Origin of the sequence: Marinobacter alkalisoli, from assembly GCF_045449795.1 — a bacterium.
Classification (GTDB): Bacteria; Pseudomonadota; Gammaproteobacteria; order Pseudomonadales; family Oleiphilaceae; genus Marinobacter.
The window spans coordinates 78,047-96,113 of the sequence record NZ_JBJJLB010000015.1 but is presented as its reverse complement, the minus strand read 5'-3'; the positions used below and the strand labels follow the sequence as shown (position 1 = coordinate 96,113).

Below are 18,067 nucleotides of genomic sequence, written 5' to 3'. Positions count from 1 at the left end.
CGGAACGCTATGGAACTGGTTGATGCCCATTGTCACTTCGATTTCCCGGAATTTGACGGGCAGCGAGAGAGGGTGCTTGACCAGACGCGCGATGCAGGCGTTTCCCGGCTGGTGATACCCGGTGTTGATCGACAGAATTGGGAGCGGGTTATCGCGACCGCCGCCAGTTTGCCCGGCGTGTCGTATTGTCTGGGCATCCATCCGTGGTTTGTTGATGAGCACCAGCAGGACGATCTGGTCGTCCTGGAGGCGTTGCTTTCAGGCCAGGACAGGCGCTGCGTAGGGCTCGGGGAGTGCGGGCTGGATCGCCTGAGGGGCGAGTTGTCCAGCCAGATTCCGTGGTTCGAGGCGCAGGTGGACCTGGCCGGTCGGCTGGGGCGTTCCCTGGTTATCCACTCGGTACGAACCCACGATGAAATCCATGGAATATTGAGGGCTCGGGGCTTTCACGGCAAAGCGCTGGTTCATGGTTTTTCCGGAAGCTATCAGCAGGCCCGTAAACTGGTGGACCTCGGATGTTATATCGGTGTTGGTGGCGTCATTACCCATCCGCGCGCGAAGAAGACGCGGGATACGGTGGCGCGCCTGCCGCTGGAAGCTCTGGTGCTGGAGACCGATGCGCCGGACATGCCGCCGGAGGGTGTGAGGAAGGGGGCGAATTCGCCCGTTTTCCTGCCCCGGATATTCAGTGCGCTCGCAGGGCTGCGCCACGAAAACGCCGATCAGTTGGCCGGGCAGCTTAGGGATAACGTCTACCGGCTTTATGACTGGAAGCTGCAGGTGTAAGGGAATAACGAAACACCGAGCTTCGGGGTTGGCTTTCCTGTGAGGTTCGGATATACTTCGCGCCCTGGCTTTTCAAGGCGATGCCATCATCTCAGCCCCGAATGATGTCACTGCCAATCAATACAGGTACAGAACCCCTCCGGATGCCAAGCGTTTACCGGTGGTGGTTTTTAACGTTTCTTATATAGCGTTCAAGGCGGAATCAATGAAGACTCTGAGTGCGAAACCAGAAACAGTAACACGTGACTGGTACGTTGTAGACGCAGCCGGCAAGACGCTGGGTCGTCTGTCAACCGAAATCGCCCGTCGTCTGCGGGGCAAGCATAAGCCTGAGTATACCCCTCATGTAGACACTGGCGATTACATCGTTGTTATCAACGCAAGCCAGGTCCGGGTTACCGGGAAAAAAGCATCTGCAAAGATGTACTACAGCCACACTGGCTTTCCGGGTGGAATCAAGTCCATCAACTTCGAGAAGCTGGTCGACAAGGCTCCTGAGCAAATCATTCAGAAGTCTGTCAAAGGCATGCTTCCGAGTGGCCCGCTCGGCCGTGCCATGTTCAAGAAGCTGAAAATCTATGCCGGCGCTGAGCACCCTCATGCAGCCCAGCAGCCCAAAGAACTCGACATTTAACGGAAGGCGGATATGTCTGTAGCACAAAATTACGGTACTGGTCGCCGCAAGACATCCACGGCTCGGGTTTTCATCAAGCCGGGAAGCGGTAACATTTCTATTAACGGTCGCTCCATCGAAGAATTCTTCGGTCGTGAGACCCTGCGCATGATCGTTCGTCAGCCGCTGGTTGTTGCTGAGTCTACTGATCGTTTCGACATCAACATCACCGTCAAGGGTGGTGGTATCAGCGGTCAGGCAGGCGCGATCCGCCACGGTCTGACCCGTGCCCTGATGGATTACGATGAGACTCTGCGCCCGGCGTTGCGTCAAGCGGGTTACGTTACCCGTGATGCGCGTGAAGTTGAGCGTAAGAAAGTGGGTCTGCGCAAGGCGCGTAAGCGTCCTCAGTTCTCCAAGCGTTAATTTCGCTGGAGTATTGCAGCAGTCCAGAAAGCCCGGCCCGATGGTCGGGTTTTTTGTTGTCTGGAAAGTATGTTCCAATCTGTCGGGAGGTTGGGCGTTGGGTTTGCCTCCGGCTTTCCGACTTGTAAGGTCAGGGTAATTTCATTACCATTTGTGCGCTTATAATTTTGGGTTGTGAAGTCCTTTATGAAGTGTGGCAGCGCCGATTCGCGGTGCTCTGCGCCTCGCCTGATGGGAGAAAACCATAATGAGTAATGGCGACGTGAGCCAAGGCCGGCGCCGGTTTCTGATCGGTGCTACGTCGGTGGTAGGTGGAGTCGGCGTCGTCGGTGCGGCAGTCCCTTTCGTGGCGTCCTGGAATCCCAGCGCCAAAGCGGAAGCAGCTGGTGCGCCGGTTACCGCTAATGTCAGTAAACTGGAGCCGGGTCAGCAGATGACTGTGGAATGGCGAGGTAAGCCTGTCTGGGTTATCCGCCGTACACAGGAAATGCTGGACAACATTGAGAAGCTGAACGATGAGGTCAAGGATCCTCGGTCAAAGGATGCCGCTCAGCCTGCCTACATTGACGGCATTTACCGTGCCGTCAAGGAAGAGTACGTGGTTCTGGTCGGTATCTGTACGCACCTTGGCTGCTCGCCGCAGTTCCGCCCCGAAGTGTCTCCTGCCGATCTGGGAGAGGGCTGGCTGGGCGGATTCTACTGCGCCTGTCACGGTTCCCGGTATGACCTGTCCGGACGTGTCTTTGCAAACCAGCCGGCACCGCAGAACCTGGAGGTTCCTCCGTATCGTTTCGATGATGAGAACACTCTGACCATAGGTCTTGATCCGGAGGGGGCAGCGTAATGCAAAAGCTAGTATCCTGGATTGATGAGCGTCTTCCGGTTGTTGACGCCTGGAACAAACACGTTGGCAAGTATTACGCGCCAAAAAACTTCAACATGTGGTACTTCTTTGGCTCACTGGCCATGCTGGTGCTGGTCAATCAGCTGATTACCGGTATCTGGCTGACCATGAGTTACAACCCGACCGCCGAGGGCGCCTTTGCGTCGGTCGAGTACATCATGCGTGATGTCGAGTGGGGCTGGCTGCTTCGCTACTTGCACTCCACCGGCGCGTCAGCGTTCTTCGTGGTGGTTTACCTCCACATGTTCCGTGGCCTGATGTACGGCTCCTACCAGAAGCCCCGGGAGCTGATCTGGATCTTCGGCATGTTGATCTATCTGGTGCTGATGGCAGAGGCCTTTATGGGGTACCTGCTGCCCTGGGGGCAGATGTCCTACTGGGGTGCTCAGGTTATTGTTAACCTGTTTGGAGCCATTCCGGTTATCGGTGATGATCTGTCTCTGTGGATTCGCGGTGACTATCTGATCTCCGGCATCACCCTGAACCGTTTCTTTGCGCTCCATGTGGTCGCTCTGCCGATCGTTCTCCTTGGTCTTGTTGTGCTGCACATCCTGGCGCTCCATGAAGTGGGTTCCAACAACCCCGATGGCATCGATATCAAGAAGAACAAAGACGAGAACGGTATCCCCAAGGATGGTATTCCTTTCCATCCGTATTACACCGTCCACGACTTGCTCGGTGTGGGTGTGTTCTTCTTCATTTTCTTTATCGTGGTGTTCTACTTCCCGGAGATGGGCGGCCTGTTCCTGGAGAAGCCGAACTTCGAACCTGCCAACGCTCTGAAGACGCCGGATCATATCGCGCCGGTATGGTACTTCACGCCATTCTACGCAATGTTGCGGGCCGTGACCGTGGATCTGTTCGGTCTCGACGCGAAGTTCTGGGGTGTTGTCGTCATGGGTGCGGCCATCGCTATCCTGTTTGTCCTGCCCTGGCTTGACCGGAGCCCGGTACGTTCCATGCGTTACAAGGGCTGGATCAGCAAGATTGCCCTGGCGATCTTTGCCGTCAGCTTTGTGATTCTGGGCTACCTGGGTATCGTACCGGCAACAGAAGGGCGGACCATCGTTGCTCAGATTCTGACAACGCTGTACTTCCTCTACTTCATTCTCATGCCGTTCTACACGCGCATGGAGAAAACCAAGCCAGTACCAGAGAGGGTGACAGGATAATGAGAAAGCTGATTTTTGGTCTTTTCATCGCGATCCTGCCAGCCCTCGGGCTGGCAGCGGGTGCCGCCGTGCCTCTGGACACCATGGAGCCTGATCACACTAACAAGGCATCTCTTCAGCGTGGTGCGGCCTTGTTCACCAACTATTGCATGGGTTGCCACTCTGCCGAGTTTGCACGTTACAAGCGTGTTTCCGACGATCTGGGTATTCCGGCAGAGCTTTACGAGGAGAATCTGATCTTCACTGGTGCCAAGATTGGCGAGCTGATGAAGGTTTCTATGAGCAAGGACCAGTCCGCTGACTGGTTTGGTGCGCCTCCTCCTGACCTGACCCTGGAGTCCCGTCTGCGTGGCGAGAGCTGGATTTATTCCTACCTTCGGGGGTTCTACAAGGATGACACCCGCCCACTCGGCGTGAACAATGTTGTCTTTGAAAATGTTGGTATGCCCCATGTTTTGGCTGACTTGCAGGGGCTGTGTGCGGTTGAACCCAGAATTGGTGAGGGTTCCAGCGTTGATCCGTTGAGCGGTAACATTAACAATGCCGATGTCTGCCCTGAATATGCCATTGAGGGCAGCATGTCTGCAGCGGAGTTTGATCGGGCAATGTACGACCTGACCAACTTCCTGTCCTATATGGGCGACCCGGTGAAACAGGAGCGTGAACGTCTGGGGATCTTCGTACTGATCTTCGTGGCGATCTTCTTTATTTTCGCCTACCTGCTCAATCGGGAGTACTGGAAGGACGTACACTGAGATTTCAGGTATAATCTCGTACCCTGAGTTCCAGCGGGCAATCGCCGGCCCGCTGGATTTTTGCGTTTTTCAGGATCATTTCGGTTTGTTTACTCGTGAGGTAGTTCTATGGGCGTTGTGACCAAGCGGTCATCAATGACGTTTTTCTCGGACCCGGCCAGCCATTACAGTCATCGTGTACGCATTGTACTGGCAGAGAAGGGTGTAACGGTTGATGTCGTCGATGTTGACCCGGATAACCCCCCGGCGGAGTTGGCCGACCTTAATCCGTATAATGCCCTGCCTACCCTGGTGGATCGTGATCTGGTTCTCTATGAACCGAATATCATGATGGAATATCTGGATGAGCGTTTTCCCCATCCGCCGTTGCTGCCGGTGTATCCGGTCGCGCGGGCCAATAGCCGGCTGATGATCCATCGGATCCAGAAAGACTGGTGTGGCCTGGTAGACCAGATCCTGGCACAACCGGGAGCCAAGGCTTCCGAGGCTGCCCGCAAGGAGCTGCGGGAAAGCCTGCTGGCGACAGCCCCCCTGTTCGGAGAGATGCCATTCTTCCTGTCCGAAGAGTTCACGATCGTGGATTGCTGTATCGCTCCGATCCTCTGGCGTCTTCCGGCTCTGGGGATTGAGCTTGACGACAAGCAGGCCAAGCCATTACAGAAATACATGGAAAGTATCTTCAGTCGTGAGGGGTTCAAGGCGAGCCTTTCCGATCTGGAAGAAGATATCCGTAGCTAACACAGCAATGCAGGGCCTGAAGAACGGGTCAGGAGAAAGGCAGTGCCTGATAGCAAAGTTACCATGACGTCCAGTCGCCCTTACCTTGTCAGGGCGTTCAATGAGTGGGTCCTGGACAATGACTGTACTCCCTATATCGTCGTTGATGCGGGTGTGCAGGGGGTTCAGGTGCCAACCGAGCATGTTGCCAATGGTCAGATCGTTCTGAACATCAGTCCGGGTGCGGTGCGTGGGCTGGTGATCGGTAACGGTGCGTTGGAGTTCAGCGCCCGGTTTGGTGGTGTCCCCATGCAGGTGTTTATACCGTTGCAGGCGGTCATGGCCATTTATGCCAAGGAGAATGGAGAAGGGATGGTGTTTGGCAGCGAGCCGGGCTCCCCCGATCCTGATGACGACGGTACCCATGATTCCGGGGGAAGTGGTCAAAGCTCCGGAGAGCGTCCGTCAGGTCGTCCAACACTGAAGGTCGTCAAATAGGCGTCCAGAAGTAAAAAAGCCAGCATCCCGCTGGCTTTTTTATTACCCGCCGAAAAGTTTGCCGTCGATCAGTCCGCAGAGGGCATTGATAATGACAAGCAGCAATGGCGTCGCTGCGGTGGCGGACAGGTTGTCCAGGGCTATTTCATGGTCCTCCGGGTGGAGAAGGGAGGTGATGTCGGATTTTTCCTTCGCGCTTAGAACCACTACCCGCATTTCCCGGTCATGGGCGGCCTGGATGGCCTGAATAAGGTTTGCTTTGTGCCCGTCATCCACAATGACAAAGAGCAGGTCATCGGCCTTTCCAATGGCGCGAACCTGCCTGGAAAACGTGTCATTAAAACGATTGTCGCGACAGATCGCGGAGTAGGTGGTGGCGTCAGCGCCGAGGTTGATGGCGGGGAGTGCTGGCCGGTCGTTTTCAAAGCGGTTCAGCAGCGCCGTGCAGAAGTACTGGGCAAGGATATTGGCATTCCCGTTGGCGCAGGTGATGATCTTGCCGTCGCTCAGGAGGGTGTGCACAAAGGCATCCGCCGCTGCTTCAATGGCGGGCGCTGTCGTGCTGGCAGCGTGGGCAGTGTGCTCCATGTGCGCAGCAAACCACTGGTTGATCTGTTGTTCGGTATCGGTCATGTTCACGCCTGAATTGCATTTTTTATCCATTGTACCCGGTATTTTTTGATATCGCCGGGCGCGATCGCAATGACATCAATGCGGCTGGGCACGTTCCAGAGTCCGTTCCGATGCAGATAAAAGGATGCTGCTTTCACCAGTCTGCGCTGTTTTTCCCGGGTCACAGACTCCGCGCCGCCACTGAAGCTGCCATGGCCGCGGTAGCGGACTTCGAAGAAGACCAGTGATTCACCGTCGCGGCCGATGAGGTCAATTTCGCCACCACGACTGAACACGTTACGTTCCAGGATGGTGACGCCGCGGCTCTGCAGATATCTTGCAGCGACAGCCTCTGTGTGGTTCCCAATGGCTTTGCTGCCTGGTTTGCCGTCCATGGCGAGTTTCCCGTTTTCTGGTGGTTATTCTTCTTCCCTGGTGATGTCATCTTCCGGCCCGGATGTTAACAGTTCTGGCGTTCCGCCCGAGAAGCGTGCCCACAGCTGTTGGCGGTGAATGCTCCCTTGCGGCGCCATGGTCAGAACCCCGGTCTGACCCTTGATGCTCGATCCTTCGACCTGCCGCAGAAGTGGCAGGCGCTTGCTCAGGTTCCACGCATCCGCGCCCATGGCGAACAATCTGCCCAGTTGGCCCCGCATGTCCGGTAGTGCCTGGAGCGCAGTATTGCGGAACTCGTTTTCGTCATCAAGAACCCAGGGAATGTCAGTGAAGATGACGTTGTTGAGGTCGCGATCCCGAGAGGGATCCTCATTGCCCTCATACACCATGGATGGTGAATACACGGGAAGATCACCGCCAAAATAGAAAGCAAACAATGGCTTGAACTGCCTGGCAATGGTGGGTTCGGCGACCATCACCACGGCATCCGCGTCTTGCCTGCGACGGGGTTCAAACTCGACATTCACCCCTGCGGTGCGCTCTACATCAATCGCCCGCTCACGGGAAGCGGTGATGCCGAGTAAGTCGGCGGTTACTGCCCGGAAATTGTCTTCCTTGAAGTAGCGTTCAATGTCCAGTGCGATACTGCCATTCTCCGCCATGCGCTCCAGCAGCGCGGATTCCAGGCGGTCCCCCCATTCACCCTGGGGAATCAATGCCAGTATCTGGTCATTGTTTTCGCTGGCAAGCCGGTCGGCGATCTGGCGGGCTTCGTCTTCGGCGGAGAGGCCAAACTGGTATAGGCCGGATGGTGCTTCAGAGCCCTGTGGCAGATAGTTCAGGCCAAGTACCGGTACCGGCATGGACTCCATCTCGGCGAGGCTGGCCAGTGCCTCTTTTTCCAGCGGGCCGACAACAAGATCCTGCCCGTCCGCCGCAAACTCCTGATAGAGGTCCCGGAAGTCCTTGCCGGAAGAATCGACTACCCGAATCTCGGTTTTGCTGCGGTCGGCGGACTGGTCATCATAGTAGGCGGCAAAAAAGCCGTCCCTGATGGCTTTGCCTGCGTTTGCCAGTGGGCCATCTAGCGGCAGTGCGAGTGTGATTCGCTCTGGCCGGGTCTCGGCCAGGCTGGCAATCAACTGAAGCTCGGAAGGCATGGCGATGGCGGCGGGATGCCCTGGCCAGTTGCTTTGCCACTGGCGTACTGTGCGACCCTGCTCATCCAGATTCATGCCAGGTTTCCTCAACATCCCGGCAAGCTCTATCCAGCCCTGACCTTCATATCCGATGATCTGACCGCTGTCCTCTGATAGCTGCTTGTCTGAGGTGGCCTTGAGGGCTTGCCAGATGCGGTCGTGGATTTCCTGCATATCCTGGTGGGAGTCGGATTGCGCAAGCAGTATCAGGGTAGCTGCGGCGGACAGGTTGTCGCCGGCCAGCTGCAGGGTGTCGGCCTGCAGATTGGCAGCGCGCGCCATCAGGCCTCGCTCATAGTTCAGGAACTGCTCTGGCTTCAGGCTGCTGGAGAGTTCGTCGGCCCATGCCCGATCCTCCAGGGCGGTGGCACTGCCCATCGAAAGTAACAGATACTGATCCATCAGGTTGCCAGTGGGCTGGCTCAGCAGGTCGCTCTGTAGAATGATTCGTGCGGCTTGGTGATCACCCTGATTCTGGAACCGGTCTGCGGTGCGTAGCAGGTATTTCTGAGCCTCGTTCCGGTCACTATGGGCACTTGCGGTCTCAATAGCCTGGCTGGCGGTTTCGGCCACCTCGGACTCCAGGTTGACGCTGGCACATCCGGCGGCCAGCATTGTCAGTAGCAGAACGGTGATGAAAGTTCTCGGGGTCAGACAGTGTTTGGTCATGGCGGGCTCACGATACTCCGGGTAAATACGCTTGTGACGCTGGATAAACGACGGCATCATGCCGGGAGTCCGGAATTTGGCGGGCTCCCCTGTATCATTCTCAGGCCGGCAAGTTTAACAGCTCCCGGGCCATTTCACATGACGTTGGTGTCATGGTCCCCAGACAAGAGAGGCATAAGTGAAATCAGCCCCCGGTTCCCAGGCCAGGTCAGGCACCCTATACATTGTGGCAACGCCCATTGGTAATCTGGAGGACCTGTCCCCCAGGGCGTCCTCAACGCTGGCAAGTGTCGCCGTAATTGCCGCTGAGGATACGCGCCACAGTGGCCGGCTGTTGCAACACCTTGGTATCAGCAAGCCGATGCTGGCGCTTCACGATCATAACGAGCGCGACAGGGCTTCCCGATTGCTCGATCGACTGGAATCCGGGGAGGATGTGGCGCTGGTATCCGATGCCGGTACGCCGTTGATTTCTGACCCGGGTTATGTGCTGGTGCGCCAGGCGAGAGAGCGGGGTATCAGGGTGAGCCCGGTTCCCGGTCCTTGCGCCCTGGTAACCGCCCTGAGCGCGGCCGGCCTGCCTACGGACCGTTTTCTGTTTGCTGGCTTTTTGCCTTCCAAACGTGGCGCCCGTCGGTCCGAGCTGGAGGCGTTGGCTGCGGAGACGGCTACGCTGGTCTTCTATGAGTCGCCCCACCGGATCCTGGAAACCGTTGCTGAAGTTCGCGATGTGATGGGGGGGGAGCGCGAAATCGTCCTTGGTCGCGAACTTACGAAAACCTTCGAAACCTTCTACGCCGGGCCGGCGGGTGAGGTCTGTCAGGTTATTGAGGCGGACCCCAACGGGGCTCGTGGTGAGTTTGTGGTGATGATCCATGGGGTGCGACGTGAGTCGGACATGGATGACACCGGGGCTGTCGATACGGATAAACTGTTGCAGTTGCTGGCGGCTGAGTTGCCGGTCAAGAAGGTGGCGAAGATAGCCGCGGAACTGACGGGGCGCTCCAAAAACGAATTGTATCAGCGCGTGTTAGCCCTGAAACCGGAGTGAGTGAGCGGGTTTCGCTTGCACGCTTTCGTTCGCAGGAGTATTGTCGTGCCCGAGCTCGCCAGACAGTCGCCGCCAGTACGCTGGGGGAGGAAAGTCCGGGCTCCGCAGGGCAAGGTGCCAGGTAACGCCTGGGCGGCGTGAGCCGACGGAAAGTGCAACAGAAAGCAGACCGCCTAAGCGCCTTCGGGCGCCGGTAAGGGTGAAACGGTGCGGTAAGAGCGCACCGCGTGACTGGTAACAGTTCACGGCGATGGTAAACCCCACCTGGAGCAAGACCAAATAGGAATCCAATGGCGTGGCCCGCGCTGGATTCGGGTAGGTTGCTTGAGGCCTGTGGTGACGCAGGCCCTAGATGAATGACTGTCCACGACAGAACCCGGCTTATCGGCGAGCTCGTTTTTCCTGCCTTTGCTGTTTGTCATTCTCAGACGGCGCCTTTTATAGCCAAAAAATCTTAAACCTCACTTGCCATCTTCAGACCTTTTTGCAGGTCTATGATTTTTATCCCTTTCTTTTTCGTAATCCGTGTCCTCTGGTGAATCCTGAGCTGTAACCTCTTGTCATAAAAGGAACTTTTACAGGTGCGACGCCGTTAGCGGCGCTTGCATTGTGTATTGCGTGTTTCTATAGTGTGCAGAAGTGGGAAAAAGTGGTTTTTAGTGGTTTTTTTTGGTTTCTGAACCCCAGAGTCGGTGCAAATGAGCAATTTTCTTGGCAGTCATGCCATCAATATGGATGCGAAGGGTCGCTTGGCGATCCCCGCCAAGGTGCGTGAGGAACTCGCGCAAGCCTGTGGTGGTCGCATTGTATTGACTGCCAATGCTGATGAAGAGCGCTGTCTGTTGGTGTATCCAGAGCCGGAATGGGAAATCCTCCGGCCCAAGATTGAAGCCTTGCCCAATATGAACAAAGCGGCCCGTCGGCTGCAGCGCTTGATTCTGGGTAATGCTGCGCCCATGGAGCTTGATGGCGCGGGGCGCATTCTTGTTCCGCCTACACTGCGCAGTTATGCGCACCTGGAGAAAAAACTGATGCTGATCGGGCAAGGCAAAAAGCTGGAGCTCTGGAGCGAAGAGCGCTGGTTCGCCTGGCTGGATGAGTCCTCGGACGACGAAGACATGCCGCCAGAGATGGAGGCACTTTCCTTATGACCTCCGAGCGCAAGCAGGGGGCTGCGGGCCAGAAGTTCTCGCATCGCTCCGTGCTCCTGGATTCGGCGGTCGATTATCTGATTAATGACCCCGATGGTTTGTACGTCGATGGCACCTTTGGTCGTGGTGGCCACAGTCGGTTGGTGCTCGGAAAGCTCGGGGAGCAGGGCCGGTTACTGGGAATAGACAAGGATCCCGAGGCAATTAGGGCGGCCCGTGAGCTGGCTTCCGAGGATACACGCTTCTCCTGTTATCACGGATCTTTTGCCGAGCTTGATGCGGCTATCCGGGAGCAGGGATGGGAAAGCGTGAACGGAGTGTTGCTGGATCTGGGGGTGTCTTCGCCGCAACTGGATGACGCCGCCCGTGGATTCAGCTTCATGCGCGATGGTCCGTTGGATATGCGCATGAATCCCGAGCAGGAGCCCAGCGCCGCGCAATGGCTGGCGAAGGCCGAGGAACGCGAAATTGCGGACGTCATCTACCGCTACGGAGAGGAGCGTTTCTCCCGTCGCATCGCTCGCCGAGTTGTCGAACGTCGGCAGGAAGCGCCGCTGCAGACCACCCGGGAGCTGGCGGAGCTGGTCAGTCAGGCGGTCCCGAAAAAGGAAAAGAACAAGCATCCTGCAACCCGGACATTTCAGGCAATCCGGATTTTTATCAATCGGGAGCTTGAGGATCTGGAGGTGGTGCTTGCTGCGGCGGCGGAGCGGCTTGCACCGGGTGGGCGTCTGGTGGTGATCAGTTTCCACTCGTTGGAGGACCGTTTGGTCAAGCGGTTCATGCGGGATATTGCCCGTGGGCCCAGGTTGCCAAAAGGGGTGCCGGTGACGGCTGCCGAGGAGGCCTCGGAGTTTCGTTTGATCGGCAAGGCCAATAAAGCCAATACGGAAGAAGTGAGCGATAACGTTCGGGCGCGAAGTGCAGTCATGAGAGTGCTTGAGCGTGTTCATAACAATCAGGGTTTACAGGGGAGCGCATGAGTATGGGCGCCGTAGCTATTGAGCCAGCGGTCAGGACCGCGGGTCTGAACAAGCAGAAGGTCAAGGACGGGCTGGCGAGTGCGGTTCGTGTGTCGCAGCAGGTGTTTGAGTCGTTGCAACAGAAACGAGTGCTGATTTCCGTTGCGCTGGTGGGCTTGCTGATTGCGTCTTCCATTGGCGTGGTTGTGAGCGCTTATGAGAACCGGGAGCTGTTCAACACCTTGTCACAGCTCCAGGGTGAGCGGGATCAGTACCAGCGTGAATGGAGTCAGTTGCTGCTGGAGCAGAGCGCATTAAGTGCCCATAGCCGGGTGGAAGCTCTTGCGGCTCAGCGTTTTGGAATGGTTGTGCCCGGTAAAGAGGATATTGTGCTGGTGCCGCTGATGACGCCGGTAGCGGGCCTTTGAACACTGATAATAACTAACTCAGGGTGACTGTTTTGTCCGATCAGGGAAAGAACTCAACATGGAGTCAGCGATTGGCTGCCGGGCTGAAAGCCTGGCGCTATGGCTCTGTGCTGGGCGTTTTCCTGGTTGTGGTGGCCGCTCTCGGCTGGCGCCTGGTGGACCTGCATGTGGTCGATAACGAATTCCTGCGCAAGCAGGGCGATGTGCGCACCATCCGCGTGGAATCCATCGATGCCCACCGGGGTGTTATCACGGATCGTCATGGGGAATCCCTGGCTGTCAGCACGCCGGTACAGACGGTGTGGGCCAATCCATCCGAACTGGGCCCGGACGAACCCCGTTTAAGTCATCTGGCGCGCCTGCTCGACATCAATGAAGCTCGTTTACGGCAGCGGCTGGCATCCTACGAAGGTCGTGAGTTCATGTACCTTCGTCGCAAGATCCAGCCGGGCCTTGCCGAACAGGCGTTGGCGCTGGGTATCCCGGGGGTATACAGCCGTCAGGAATATCGCAGGTATTATCCGGCGGGCGAGGTGACTTCCCATGTGGTCGGGTTTGCCAACATAGATGAAAGCGGGCAGGAAGGCATAGAGCTGGCCTACAACCAGTGGCTGAGTGGCGAGAGTGGCCGCAAGCGGGTGCTCAAAGATAATCGCGGACGGGTCATCAAGGATCTGACGTTGATCCGTGATGCCAGACCCGGAAGAGATCTCGCCTTAAGCATTGATCTGCGCCTGCAGTACCTGGCCTATCGGGAGCTCAAGGCGGTTGTCGGAGCACACAGTGCCCGCGGCGGAACCCTGGTCATGCTGGACGTGGATACCGGGGAAGTGCTGGCGATGGTCAACCAGGGCTCCTACAACCCCAATGACCGTAGTCAGTTGAGTGCGGGCCGGTTGCGGAACAAAGCCATTACGGATCTGTTTGAGCCCGGTTCCACCATGAAACCGGTCACTATGGCGGCGGCCCTGGAGTCCGGAAAGTTCAATCACAACAGCACGATTGATACAGCGCCGGGTTATCGGCGCTTTGGTCGTTTTACCATCCGCGACAGTCGCAATTACGGCGTAATAGACATGACCACCATCATTTCCAAGTCCAGCAACGTGGGGATGAGCAGAATTGCCACAGAGCTTGGTGGTGACGTCATCCGGGATCTTTACTCCCGACTCGGTATTGGCCAGCCGACAGGAATCGGGTTCCCCGGCGAAGCCGTTGGCGTTCTGCCGGCACCGCCCAAGTGGCGCCCCGTGGAAGAGGCGACCTTGTCCTATGGCTACGGCATGAGCGTGAACGCCCTGCAACTGGCGCAGGCATACATGGTGCTGGCCAATGGCGGCATTCGCTATCCATTGAGTCTGCTGAAGCGGGAAGAGCGGCCACCGGGGGAACGCGTGCTGTCTGAAAAGGTCTCATTTCAGATACGGGAAATGCTGCGCGAGGCCGTTGAGCATGGCACGGGCAAACGCGCGCAGCCGGGTTTTTATTCCGCCGGCGGCAAGACCGGTACTGTGCACCTGGTGGGGAAAGGTGGCTATCAAGACAGTCAGTACAAGGCCATCTTCGCCGGTATGGCACCTATTGATCATCCGAGAATCGTAACAGTGGTGGCGGTAGACGCACCTCAATCCGGTGAATATTACGGTGGCGAAGTGGCGGCACCGGTATTTGCCAGAGTCATGAGCGATGCGCTGCGGCTGCTGAATGTGAAACCGGAACTGGAAGTCGGTGACGCACCAGCAGGACCGAAAACACCCGGGGAGCGGGGGTAAGCTATGTGTATCACATCACTCAGCACATTGTTACAGGGTATCGCACCGGTACCGTCGGTCTTCGACGTGACCATCCACGGCTTGCAAACGGACAGCCGGGAGGTGACCTCGGGGGACGCCTTTATTGCACTGGCTGGCAGTCAGACCCCCGCCGATTATTATGTCGATCAGGCCGTGGCGGCGGGAGCAACCGTCATTATTCTTGAGGTCGATGAGCCCGGCGAGTGCCGTGAACACCACGGTGCCCTGATCGTTCCTGTCACCGGCCTGCAAAGCAAGCTGGGCAAGATTGCCGATCGATTTTTCGAACACCCCTCCCAGCGCCTGCGCCTGATCGGGGTGACCGGAACCAATGGCAAAACCTCGGTCAGTCAGTACATCGCACAGCTGCTCCAGCAAACCGGAACACCCTGTGGGGTGCTGGGTACCCTGGGGTACGGCATGCCGGGTGCGCTTCAGGTGGCATCCCACACCACGCCGGATGTGGTTCAGGTCAACCGGGTGTTATCCCGGATCCTGGCGCAGGGTGGCCGTGCCGCGGCGATGGAAGTGTCTTCCCACGCGCTTGTGCAGGGCAGGATCGACCGGCTCACCATGACGGGTGCCGTGTTTACCAACCTGACCCGGGACCATCTTGATTATCACGGCTCCATGGAAGCCTACGGCGCGGCCAAGGCCCGCCTGTTTGAGCGAGAGGAACTGCACTTCGCCGTGGTCAATTTTGATGATCCGTTCGGACGTCAGCTGTACGAGCAGCTTGAAGGCAAATGTGATCGTGTGCGCTACAGCCTGCACGAGGCCCAGACGGAATTGTGGCTGACGGAATTCGAGCCAACCCTGCACGGGTTCAGCGCATCGGTGGATGGCGAATGGGGCGCGTTCGACATCAGTGTGCCGTTGATGGGCAGCTTCAACGCCAGCAACGTGCTCGCGGCGATGGCAGCTGTGCTCAGTCTTGGCGTGCCGGTAGAGCGGGTTCAGAAAGCCGTCGACTCGCTGCAACCCCCGCCCGGTCGGCTGGAACCGTTCACCGGCGCCAATGGCGTGCGTGTGGTGGTGGATTATGCCCACACACCGGATGCCCTGGCCAATGCGCTGGCGGCGCTTCGTCCCCATGTAAAAGGCCGGTTGTTCTGTGTGTTCGGTTGTGGTGGTGACCGGGACAGCGGCAAGCGTCCCGAAATGGCGGCGGAAGCGGAAAAGGGTGCGGATGTTGTCGTGGTGACTGATGACAACCCCCGGGGTGAGCATCCGGACTCCATTGCCCGCGATATTCTGGAAGGGTTTTCAGATCCGGGCCAGGTTGCGGTGATTCATGATCGCGCTGAGGCGATTGCCCGAACGGTCCGTCAGGCTGGCGAGGGTGATGTCGTGCTGATCGCTGGCAAGGGCCATGAGACCTACCAGGAAATCGCCGGGCAGAGGAGCCATTTCAGCGACGCGGAACAGGTTCGCCATATTCTCCAGCTCAATGGAGGTGTGGCGTGATCCGCGCCTTCTCGCTGGCGGAAGCCATCGCGCTGACAGGCGGCCAGTGTCGGGCGGCCGACGCCGGGCAGCGTCTGTTTTCAGGTGTTTCCACGGATACCCGCAGGATTGGTCGTGGGGATCTGTTTCTGGCGCTACGGGGCGAACACTTTGACGGTCACCAGTTCCTTGCGACCGCTCGGGATGCCGGCGCCGTGGGTGCGGTGGTGGATGCCGAAGACCGGACCGTGGATATACCGCAGGTTGTGGTCAAGGATACCGTGGAGGCATTGGCACAGCTGGCAGCAGGCAACCGTAACGAGAGCGCCGCCCGGTTTGTGGCGGTCACCGGCAGCAGCGGCAAAACCACGGTTCGGGAAATGGTGGCGTCCATTCTGTCACAGATGGGAACCACCCTGGCGACAGAGGGCAATCTGAACAACCACATCGGAGTTCCTCTCACCCTGTTCCGGCTGGAGAAGGAACACCGTTTTGGCGCCATTGAACTGGGCGCCAGTGGGCTGGGGGAAATTGCCCACACAGTGGCGATTACCCGTCCGGACGTGGCCATCCTGACCAATGCCGGTCAGGCCCACCTGGAGGGGTTCGGCAGTTACAAGAATATTGTCGGCGCCAAAGGCGAGATCATTGATGGCGTTGGCCCCGACGGACTGGTGGTCCTTAACAGCGATGATCCTGCGTTTGGTGCCTGGCAGCAGCGGGCGGGCCAACGAAGGGTCGTTGCCGTCAGTGGCAAGGCCCGGGACTCAGTGGATTATTACCCGTCCGGGATCAGCGTTGATATCGATGGACAAAGTTTCATCGCACACGGCGCCGATGACTGGCAGTGTAGCGTCTCTCTGGCTCTCCAGGGCGAACACAATATCACCAATGCCCTTCTGGCTATCGCTGCTACCCGTGAGCTCGGGGCGACGGATGAAGCCATCCGCAAGGGGCTGGCGGCGTTGGAAGCAGTGAAGGGGCGGTTGCAGATGGTGGCGCTGTCCGGAGATCTGACGCTGATCGACGACAGTTATAACGCCAACCCGTCGTCCATGAAGGCCGCCATCGATGTTCTGGCGGCCAGGCCGGGTACCCGCGTAGCGGTATTTGGCGCCATGGCGGAGCTCGGGCCCGAGAGCCTGGCGTTGCATCGCGACGTGGGCGCCCATGCCCGCGACTGCGGGATAGAACGCCTGGTGGTCGTGGGCCCGGGGTGTGAGGGGTATGTCGAAGGTTTTGGGGAAACGGCTGAAATATGCCCGTCCCACAATGATGCCGTGGACCGCCTGTTGGCTGGCCCGCAGCTTCCGATGACCGTTTTGGTCAAGGGTTCTCGCAGTTCCGCCATGGATCGCGTGGTGGAGGGAATGAAAGAAAAGGTGAATAACTCATGCTGCTCTGGCTAACAGAGGTTCTATCACAATATTTTACCGCCCTGACGGTGTTTCAGTATCTGACGCTGCGCGGGATTCTGGGCACGCTGACGGCGTTGGCCATATCGCTGCTGATCGGTCCGGTGATGATTCGCAAACTGAGTCAGTATCAGATCGGTCAGGCGGTGCGTGACGACGGTCCGCAGACACATCTGAGCAAGGCCGGAACGCCTACCATGGGAGGCGCGCTGATCCTGGTTGCCATTGGCATCAGTACCCTGCTGTGGGCGGATCTCAGCAACCGCTATGTGTGGGTAACGATTCTGGTCACGCTGCTGTTTGGCGCTATCGGCTGGGTCGACGATTACCGCAAAGTTGTGGAGCGCAATCCGCGGGGCCTGCCGGGCCGCTGGAAATACTTCTGGCAATCGGTGATTGGTGGCGCCGCCGCGGTTGCATTGTTCTTCAGTTCTTCGTTGCCACAGGAAACGTCGTTGTATGTGCCCTTTTTCAAGAGCGTATCGCTGACCCTCGGCCCGGTGATTTTTATCCTGCTGACCTATTTCGTGATTGTCGGTAGCAGCAACGCGGTCAACCTGACGGATGGTCTGGACGGCCTGGCGATCATGCCAACGGTCATGGTGGCCGGCGCACTGGGTCTGTTTGCCTATCTGTCCGGCCACGCCCAGTTTGCCAATTACCTGCTGATTCCGCACTTGCCGGGTACCGGGGAACTGATTGTGTTCTGTGGCGCCCTCGTTGGCGCCGGCCTCGGCTTTCTCTGGTTCAACACCTACCCGGCCCAGGTGTTCATGGGGGACGTCGGTGCCCTGGCTCTCGGGGCAGCCCTGGGGGTCGTGGCCGTGATCGTCCGCCAGGAAATTGTGCTGTTCATCATGGGCGGGGTGTTCGTCATGGAAACCGTATCGGTGATCCTGCAGGTGGCGTCCTACCGGCTGACCGGTCGGAGGATCTTCCGCATGGCGCCGTTACATCACCATTTTGAATTGAAAGGCTGGCCCGAACCACGAGTCATCGTGCGTTTCTGGGTCGTTACTGTGGTTCTGGTTCTGATTGGCATTGCTAGTCTGAAACTGCGATAGGGGAATGGCG

General features: G+C 57.9%; 19 protein-coding genes and 1 other RNA gene. 17 read left to right on the top strand and 3 right to left on the bottom strand.

Features of this window, described 5'->3' with window-relative positions:
• Nucleotides 1-9 precede the first annotated feature (9 nt).
• From ACJO3M_RS04560 to ACJO3M_RS04525, 8 genes are all read left to right on the top strand, one after another.
• Nucleotides 10-786, top strand: a complete 777-nt coding sequence (locus tag ACJO3M_RS04560; RefSeq protein ID WP_407000083.1) for a TatD family hydrolase — start codon at nucleotides 10-12, stop codon at nucleotides 784-786.
• 205 nt (nucleotides 787-991) lie between these two features.
• Entirely contained in the window at nucleotides 992-1,420 is a 429-nt protein-coding gene (gene rplM / locus ACJO3M_RS04555) for a 50S ribosomal protein L13 (RefSeq protein WP_012139003.1), read from the top strand.
• Nucleotides 1,421-1,432: 12 nt separating this feature from the next.
• Nucleotides 1,433-1,825: a 30S ribosomal protein S9 gene (gene rpsI, locus ACJO3M_RS04550; RefSeq protein ID WP_407000081.1), complete on the top strand. Its 393-nt coding sequence runs from the start codon at nucleotides 1,433-1,435 to the stop codon at nucleotides 1,823-1,825.
• A gap of 247 nt (nucleotides 1,826-2,072) precedes the next feature.
• Nucleotides 2,073-2,669, top strand: coding sequence for a ubiquinol-cytochrome c reductase iron-sulfur subunit (petA, locus tag ACJO3M_RS04545; protein ID WP_407000079.1), 597 nt, complete (start codon nucleotides 2,073-2,075; stop codon nucleotides 2,667-2,669).
• The gene (locus ACJO3M_RS04540; protein WP_407000077.1) at nucleotides 2,669-3,901 is read left to right on the top strand and encodes a cytochrome b; all 1,233 of its coding nucleotides are present in this window, start codon (nucleotides 2,669-2,671) and stop codon (nucleotides 3,899-3,901) included. The genes petA and ACJO3M_RS04540 overlap by 1 nt, the downstream gene beginning before the upstream one ends.
• A complete protein-coding gene (locus ACJO3M_RS04535) occupies nucleotides 3,901-4,656 on the top strand; it encodes a cytochrome c1 (protein WP_407000075.1) in 756 nt (251 codons plus the stop codon). Before ACJO3M_RS04540 ends, ACJO3M_RS04535 begins: the two co-directional genes overlap by 1 nt.
• Before the next feature lie 108 nt (nucleotides 4,657-4,764).
• Nucleotides 4,765-5,394, top strand: coding sequence for a glutathione S-transferase N-terminal domain-containing protein (locus ACJO3M_RS04530; RefSeq protein WP_406985986.1), 630 nt, complete (start codon nucleotides 4,765-4,767; stop codon nucleotides 5,392-5,394).
• A gap of 63 nt (nucleotides 5,395-5,457) precedes the next feature.
• Nucleotides 5,458-5,871 (top strand): ClpXP protease specificity-enhancing factor, encoded by a 414-nt coding sequence (locus tag ACJO3M_RS04525; protein ID WP_407000102.1) that lies wholly within the window; start codon nucleotides 5,458-5,460, stop codon nucleotides 5,869-5,871.
• Nucleotides 5,872-5,913: 42 nt separating this feature from the next.
• On the opposite strand, the gene ACJO3M_RS04520 is transcribed toward ACJO3M_RS04525, so the two are convergent.
• Genes ACJO3M_RS04520 through ACJO3M_RS04510 form a run of 3 tightly spaced genes read right to left on the bottom strand, consistent with a single transcriptional unit; the run spans nucleotide 5,914 to nucleotide 8,807 of the window.
• Complete coding sequence (locus ACJO3M_RS04520; RefSeq protein ID WP_407000073.1) at nucleotides 5,914-6,504, bottom strand: SIS domain-containing protein; 591 nt, start codon at nucleotides 6,502-6,504, stop codon at nucleotides 5,914-5,916.
• Nucleotides 6,505-6,506: 2 nt separating this feature from the next.
• Nucleotides 6,507-6,878 carry a YraN family protein gene (locus tag ACJO3M_RS04515; RefSeq protein ID WP_407000071.1) on the bottom strand — a complete coding sequence of 124 codons (372 nt, stop codon included), beginning with the start codon at nucleotides 6,876-6,878 and terminating at the stop codon, nucleotides 6,507-6,509.
• Between the two features lie 24 nt (nucleotides 6,879-6,902).
• Nucleotides 6,903-8,807, bottom strand: a complete 1,905-nt coding sequence (locus ACJO3M_RS04510) for a penicillin-binding protein activator (protein WP_407000069.1) — start codon at nucleotides 8,805-8,807, stop codon at nucleotides 6,903-6,905.
• Nucleotides 8,808-8,925: 118 nt separating this feature from the next.
• Here ACJO3M_RS04510 and rsmI point away from each other — a divergent pair, with 118 nt between their 5' ends.
• The 9 genes from rsmI (at nucleotide 8,926) to mraY (ending at nucleotide 18,057) form a co-directional block, all read left to right on the top strand.
• Nucleotides 8,926-9,798 carry a 16S rRNA (cytidine(1402)-2'-O)-methyltransferase gene (gene rsmI / locus ACJO3M_RS04505; protein WP_407000067.1) on the top strand — a complete coding sequence of 291 codons (873 nt, stop codon included), beginning with the start codon at nucleotides 8,926-8,928 and terminating at the stop codon, nucleotides 9,796-9,798.
• Between the two features lie 50 nt (nucleotides 9,799-9,848).
• Nucleotides 9,849-10,198: RNase P RNA component class A (gene rnpB, locus ACJO3M_RS04500), an RNA gene on the top strand.
• Between the two features lie 298 nt (nucleotides 10,199-10,496).
• Nucleotides 10,497-10,949: a division/cell wall cluster transcriptional repressor MraZ gene (gene mraZ, locus ACJO3M_RS04495; RefSeq protein ID WP_406985999.1), complete on the top strand. Its 453-nt coding sequence runs from the start codon at nucleotides 10,497-10,499 to the stop codon at nucleotides 10,947-10,949.
• Complete coding sequence (gene rsmH / locus ACJO3M_RS04490) at nucleotides 10,946-11,932, top strand: 16S rRNA (cytosine(1402)-N(4))-methyltransferase RsmH (RefSeq protein ID WP_407000065.1); 987 nt, start codon at nucleotides 10,946-10,948, stop codon at nucleotides 11,930-11,932. Before mraZ ends, rsmH begins: the two co-directional genes overlap by 4 nt.
• Nucleotides 11,933-11,934: 2 nt before the next feature.
• Complete coding sequence (gene ftsL, locus ACJO3M_RS04485; RefSeq protein ID WP_407000100.1) at nucleotides 11,935-12,339, top strand: cell division protein FtsL; 405 nt, start codon at nucleotides 11,935-11,937, stop codon at nucleotides 12,337-12,339.
• A 32-nt stretch (nucleotides 12,340-12,371) separates the two neighbouring features.
• On the top strand, nucleotides 12,372-14,111 hold the full coding sequence (locus ACJO3M_RS04480) for a peptidoglycan D,D-transpeptidase FtsI family protein (protein ID WP_407000063.1): 1,740 nt from the start codon (nucleotides 12,372-12,374) through the stop codon (nucleotides 14,109-14,111).
• Between the two features lie 3 nt (nucleotides 14,112-14,114).
• Entirely contained in the window at nucleotides 14,115-15,599 is a 1,485-nt protein-coding gene (locus ACJO3M_RS04475; protein WP_407000061.1) for a UDP-N-acetylmuramoyl-L-alanyl-D-glutamate--2,6-diaminopimelate ligase, read from the top strand.
• The gene (locus tag ACJO3M_RS04470; RefSeq protein WP_407000059.1) at nucleotides 15,596-16,987 is read left to right on the top strand and encodes a UDP-N-acetylmuramoyl-tripeptide--D-alanyl-D-alanine ligase; all 1,392 of its coding nucleotides are present in this window, start codon (nucleotides 15,596-15,598) and stop codon (nucleotides 16,985-16,987) included. The genes ACJO3M_RS04475 and ACJO3M_RS04470 overlap by 4 nt, the downstream gene beginning before the upstream one ends.
• Nucleotides 16,972-18,057 (top strand): phospho-N-acetylmuramoyl-pentapeptide-transferase, encoded by a 1,086-nt coding sequence (gene mraY / locus ACJO3M_RS04465; RefSeq protein WP_407000057.1) that lies wholly within the window; start codon nucleotides 16,972-16,974, stop codon nucleotides 18,055-18,057. The genes ACJO3M_RS04470 and mraY overlap by 16 nt, the downstream gene beginning before the upstream one ends.
• The last annotated feature ends 10 nt before the right edge of the window (nucleotides 18,058-18,067 follow it).

What these genes read in the sequence shown, in the direction of transcription:
- mraZ (WP_406985999.1), top strand. Translation starts at nt 10,497, where the DNA reads ATGAGCAATTTTCTTGGCAGTCATGCCATCAATATGGATGCGAAGGGT.
- mraY (WP_407000057.1), top strand. Translation starts at nt 16,972, where the DNA reads ATGCTGCTCTGGCTAACAGAGGTTCTATCACAATATTTTACCGCCCTG.
- ACJO3M_RS04525 (WP_407000102.1), top strand. Translation starts at nt 5,458, where the DNA reads ATGACGTCCAGTCGCCCTTACCTTGTCAGGGCGTTCAATGAGTGGGTC.
- rpsI (WP_407000081.1), top strand. Translation starts at nt 1,433, where the DNA reads ATGTCTGTAGCACAAAATTACGGTACTGGTCGCCGCAAGACATCCACG.
- ACJO3M_RS04515 (WP_407000071.1), bottom strand. Translation starts at nt 6,878, where the DNA reads ATGGACGGCAAACCAGGCAGCAAAGCCATTGGGAACCACACAGAGGCT.
- rplM (WP_012139003.1), top strand. Translation starts at nt 992, where the DNA reads ATGAAGACTCTGAGTGCGAAACCAGAAACAGTAACACGTGACTGGTAC.
- ftsL (WP_407000100.1), top strand. Translation starts at nt 11,935, where the DNA reads ATGGGCGCCGTAGCTATTGAGCCAGCGGTCAGGACCGCGGGTCTGAAC.
- rsmH (WP_407000065.1), top strand. Translation starts at nt 10,946, where the DNA reads ATGACCTCCGAGCGCAAGCAGGGGGCTGCGGGCCAGAAGTTCTCGCAT.
- ACJO3M_RS04560 (WP_407000083.1), top strand. Translation starts at nt 10, where the DNA reads ATGGAACTGGTTGATGCCCATTGTCACTTCGATTTCCCGGAATTTGAC.
- ACJO3M_RS04530 (WP_406985986.1), top strand. Translation starts at nt 4,765, where the DNA reads ATGGGCGTTGTGACCAAGCGGTCATCAATGACGTTTTTCTCGGACCCG.
- ACJO3M_RS04510 (WP_407000069.1), bottom strand. Translation starts at nt 8,807, where the DNA reads ATGATGCCGTCGTTTATCCAGCGTCACAAGCGTATTTACCCGGAGTAT.
- petA (WP_407000079.1), top strand. Translation starts at nt 2,073, where the DNA reads ATGAGTAATGGCGACGTGAGCCAAGGCCGGCGCCGGTTTCTGATCGGT.
- ACJO3M_RS04475 (WP_407000061.1), top strand. Translation starts at nt 14,115, where the DNA reads ATGTGTATCACATCACTCAGCACATTGTTACAGGGTATCGCACCGGTA.
- ACJO3M_RS04535 (WP_407000075.1), top strand. Translation starts at nt 3,901, where the DNA reads ATGAGAAAGCTGATTTTTGGTCTTTTCATCGCGATCCTGCCAGCCCTC.
- ACJO3M_RS04540 (WP_407000077.1), top strand. Translation starts at nt 2,669, where the DNA reads ATGCAAAAGCTAGTATCCTGGATTGATGAGCGTCTTCCGGTTGTTGAC.
- ACJO3M_RS04520 (WP_407000073.1), bottom strand. Translation starts at nt 6,504, where the DNA reads ATGACCGATACCGAACAACAGATCAACCAGTGGTTTGCTGCGCACATG.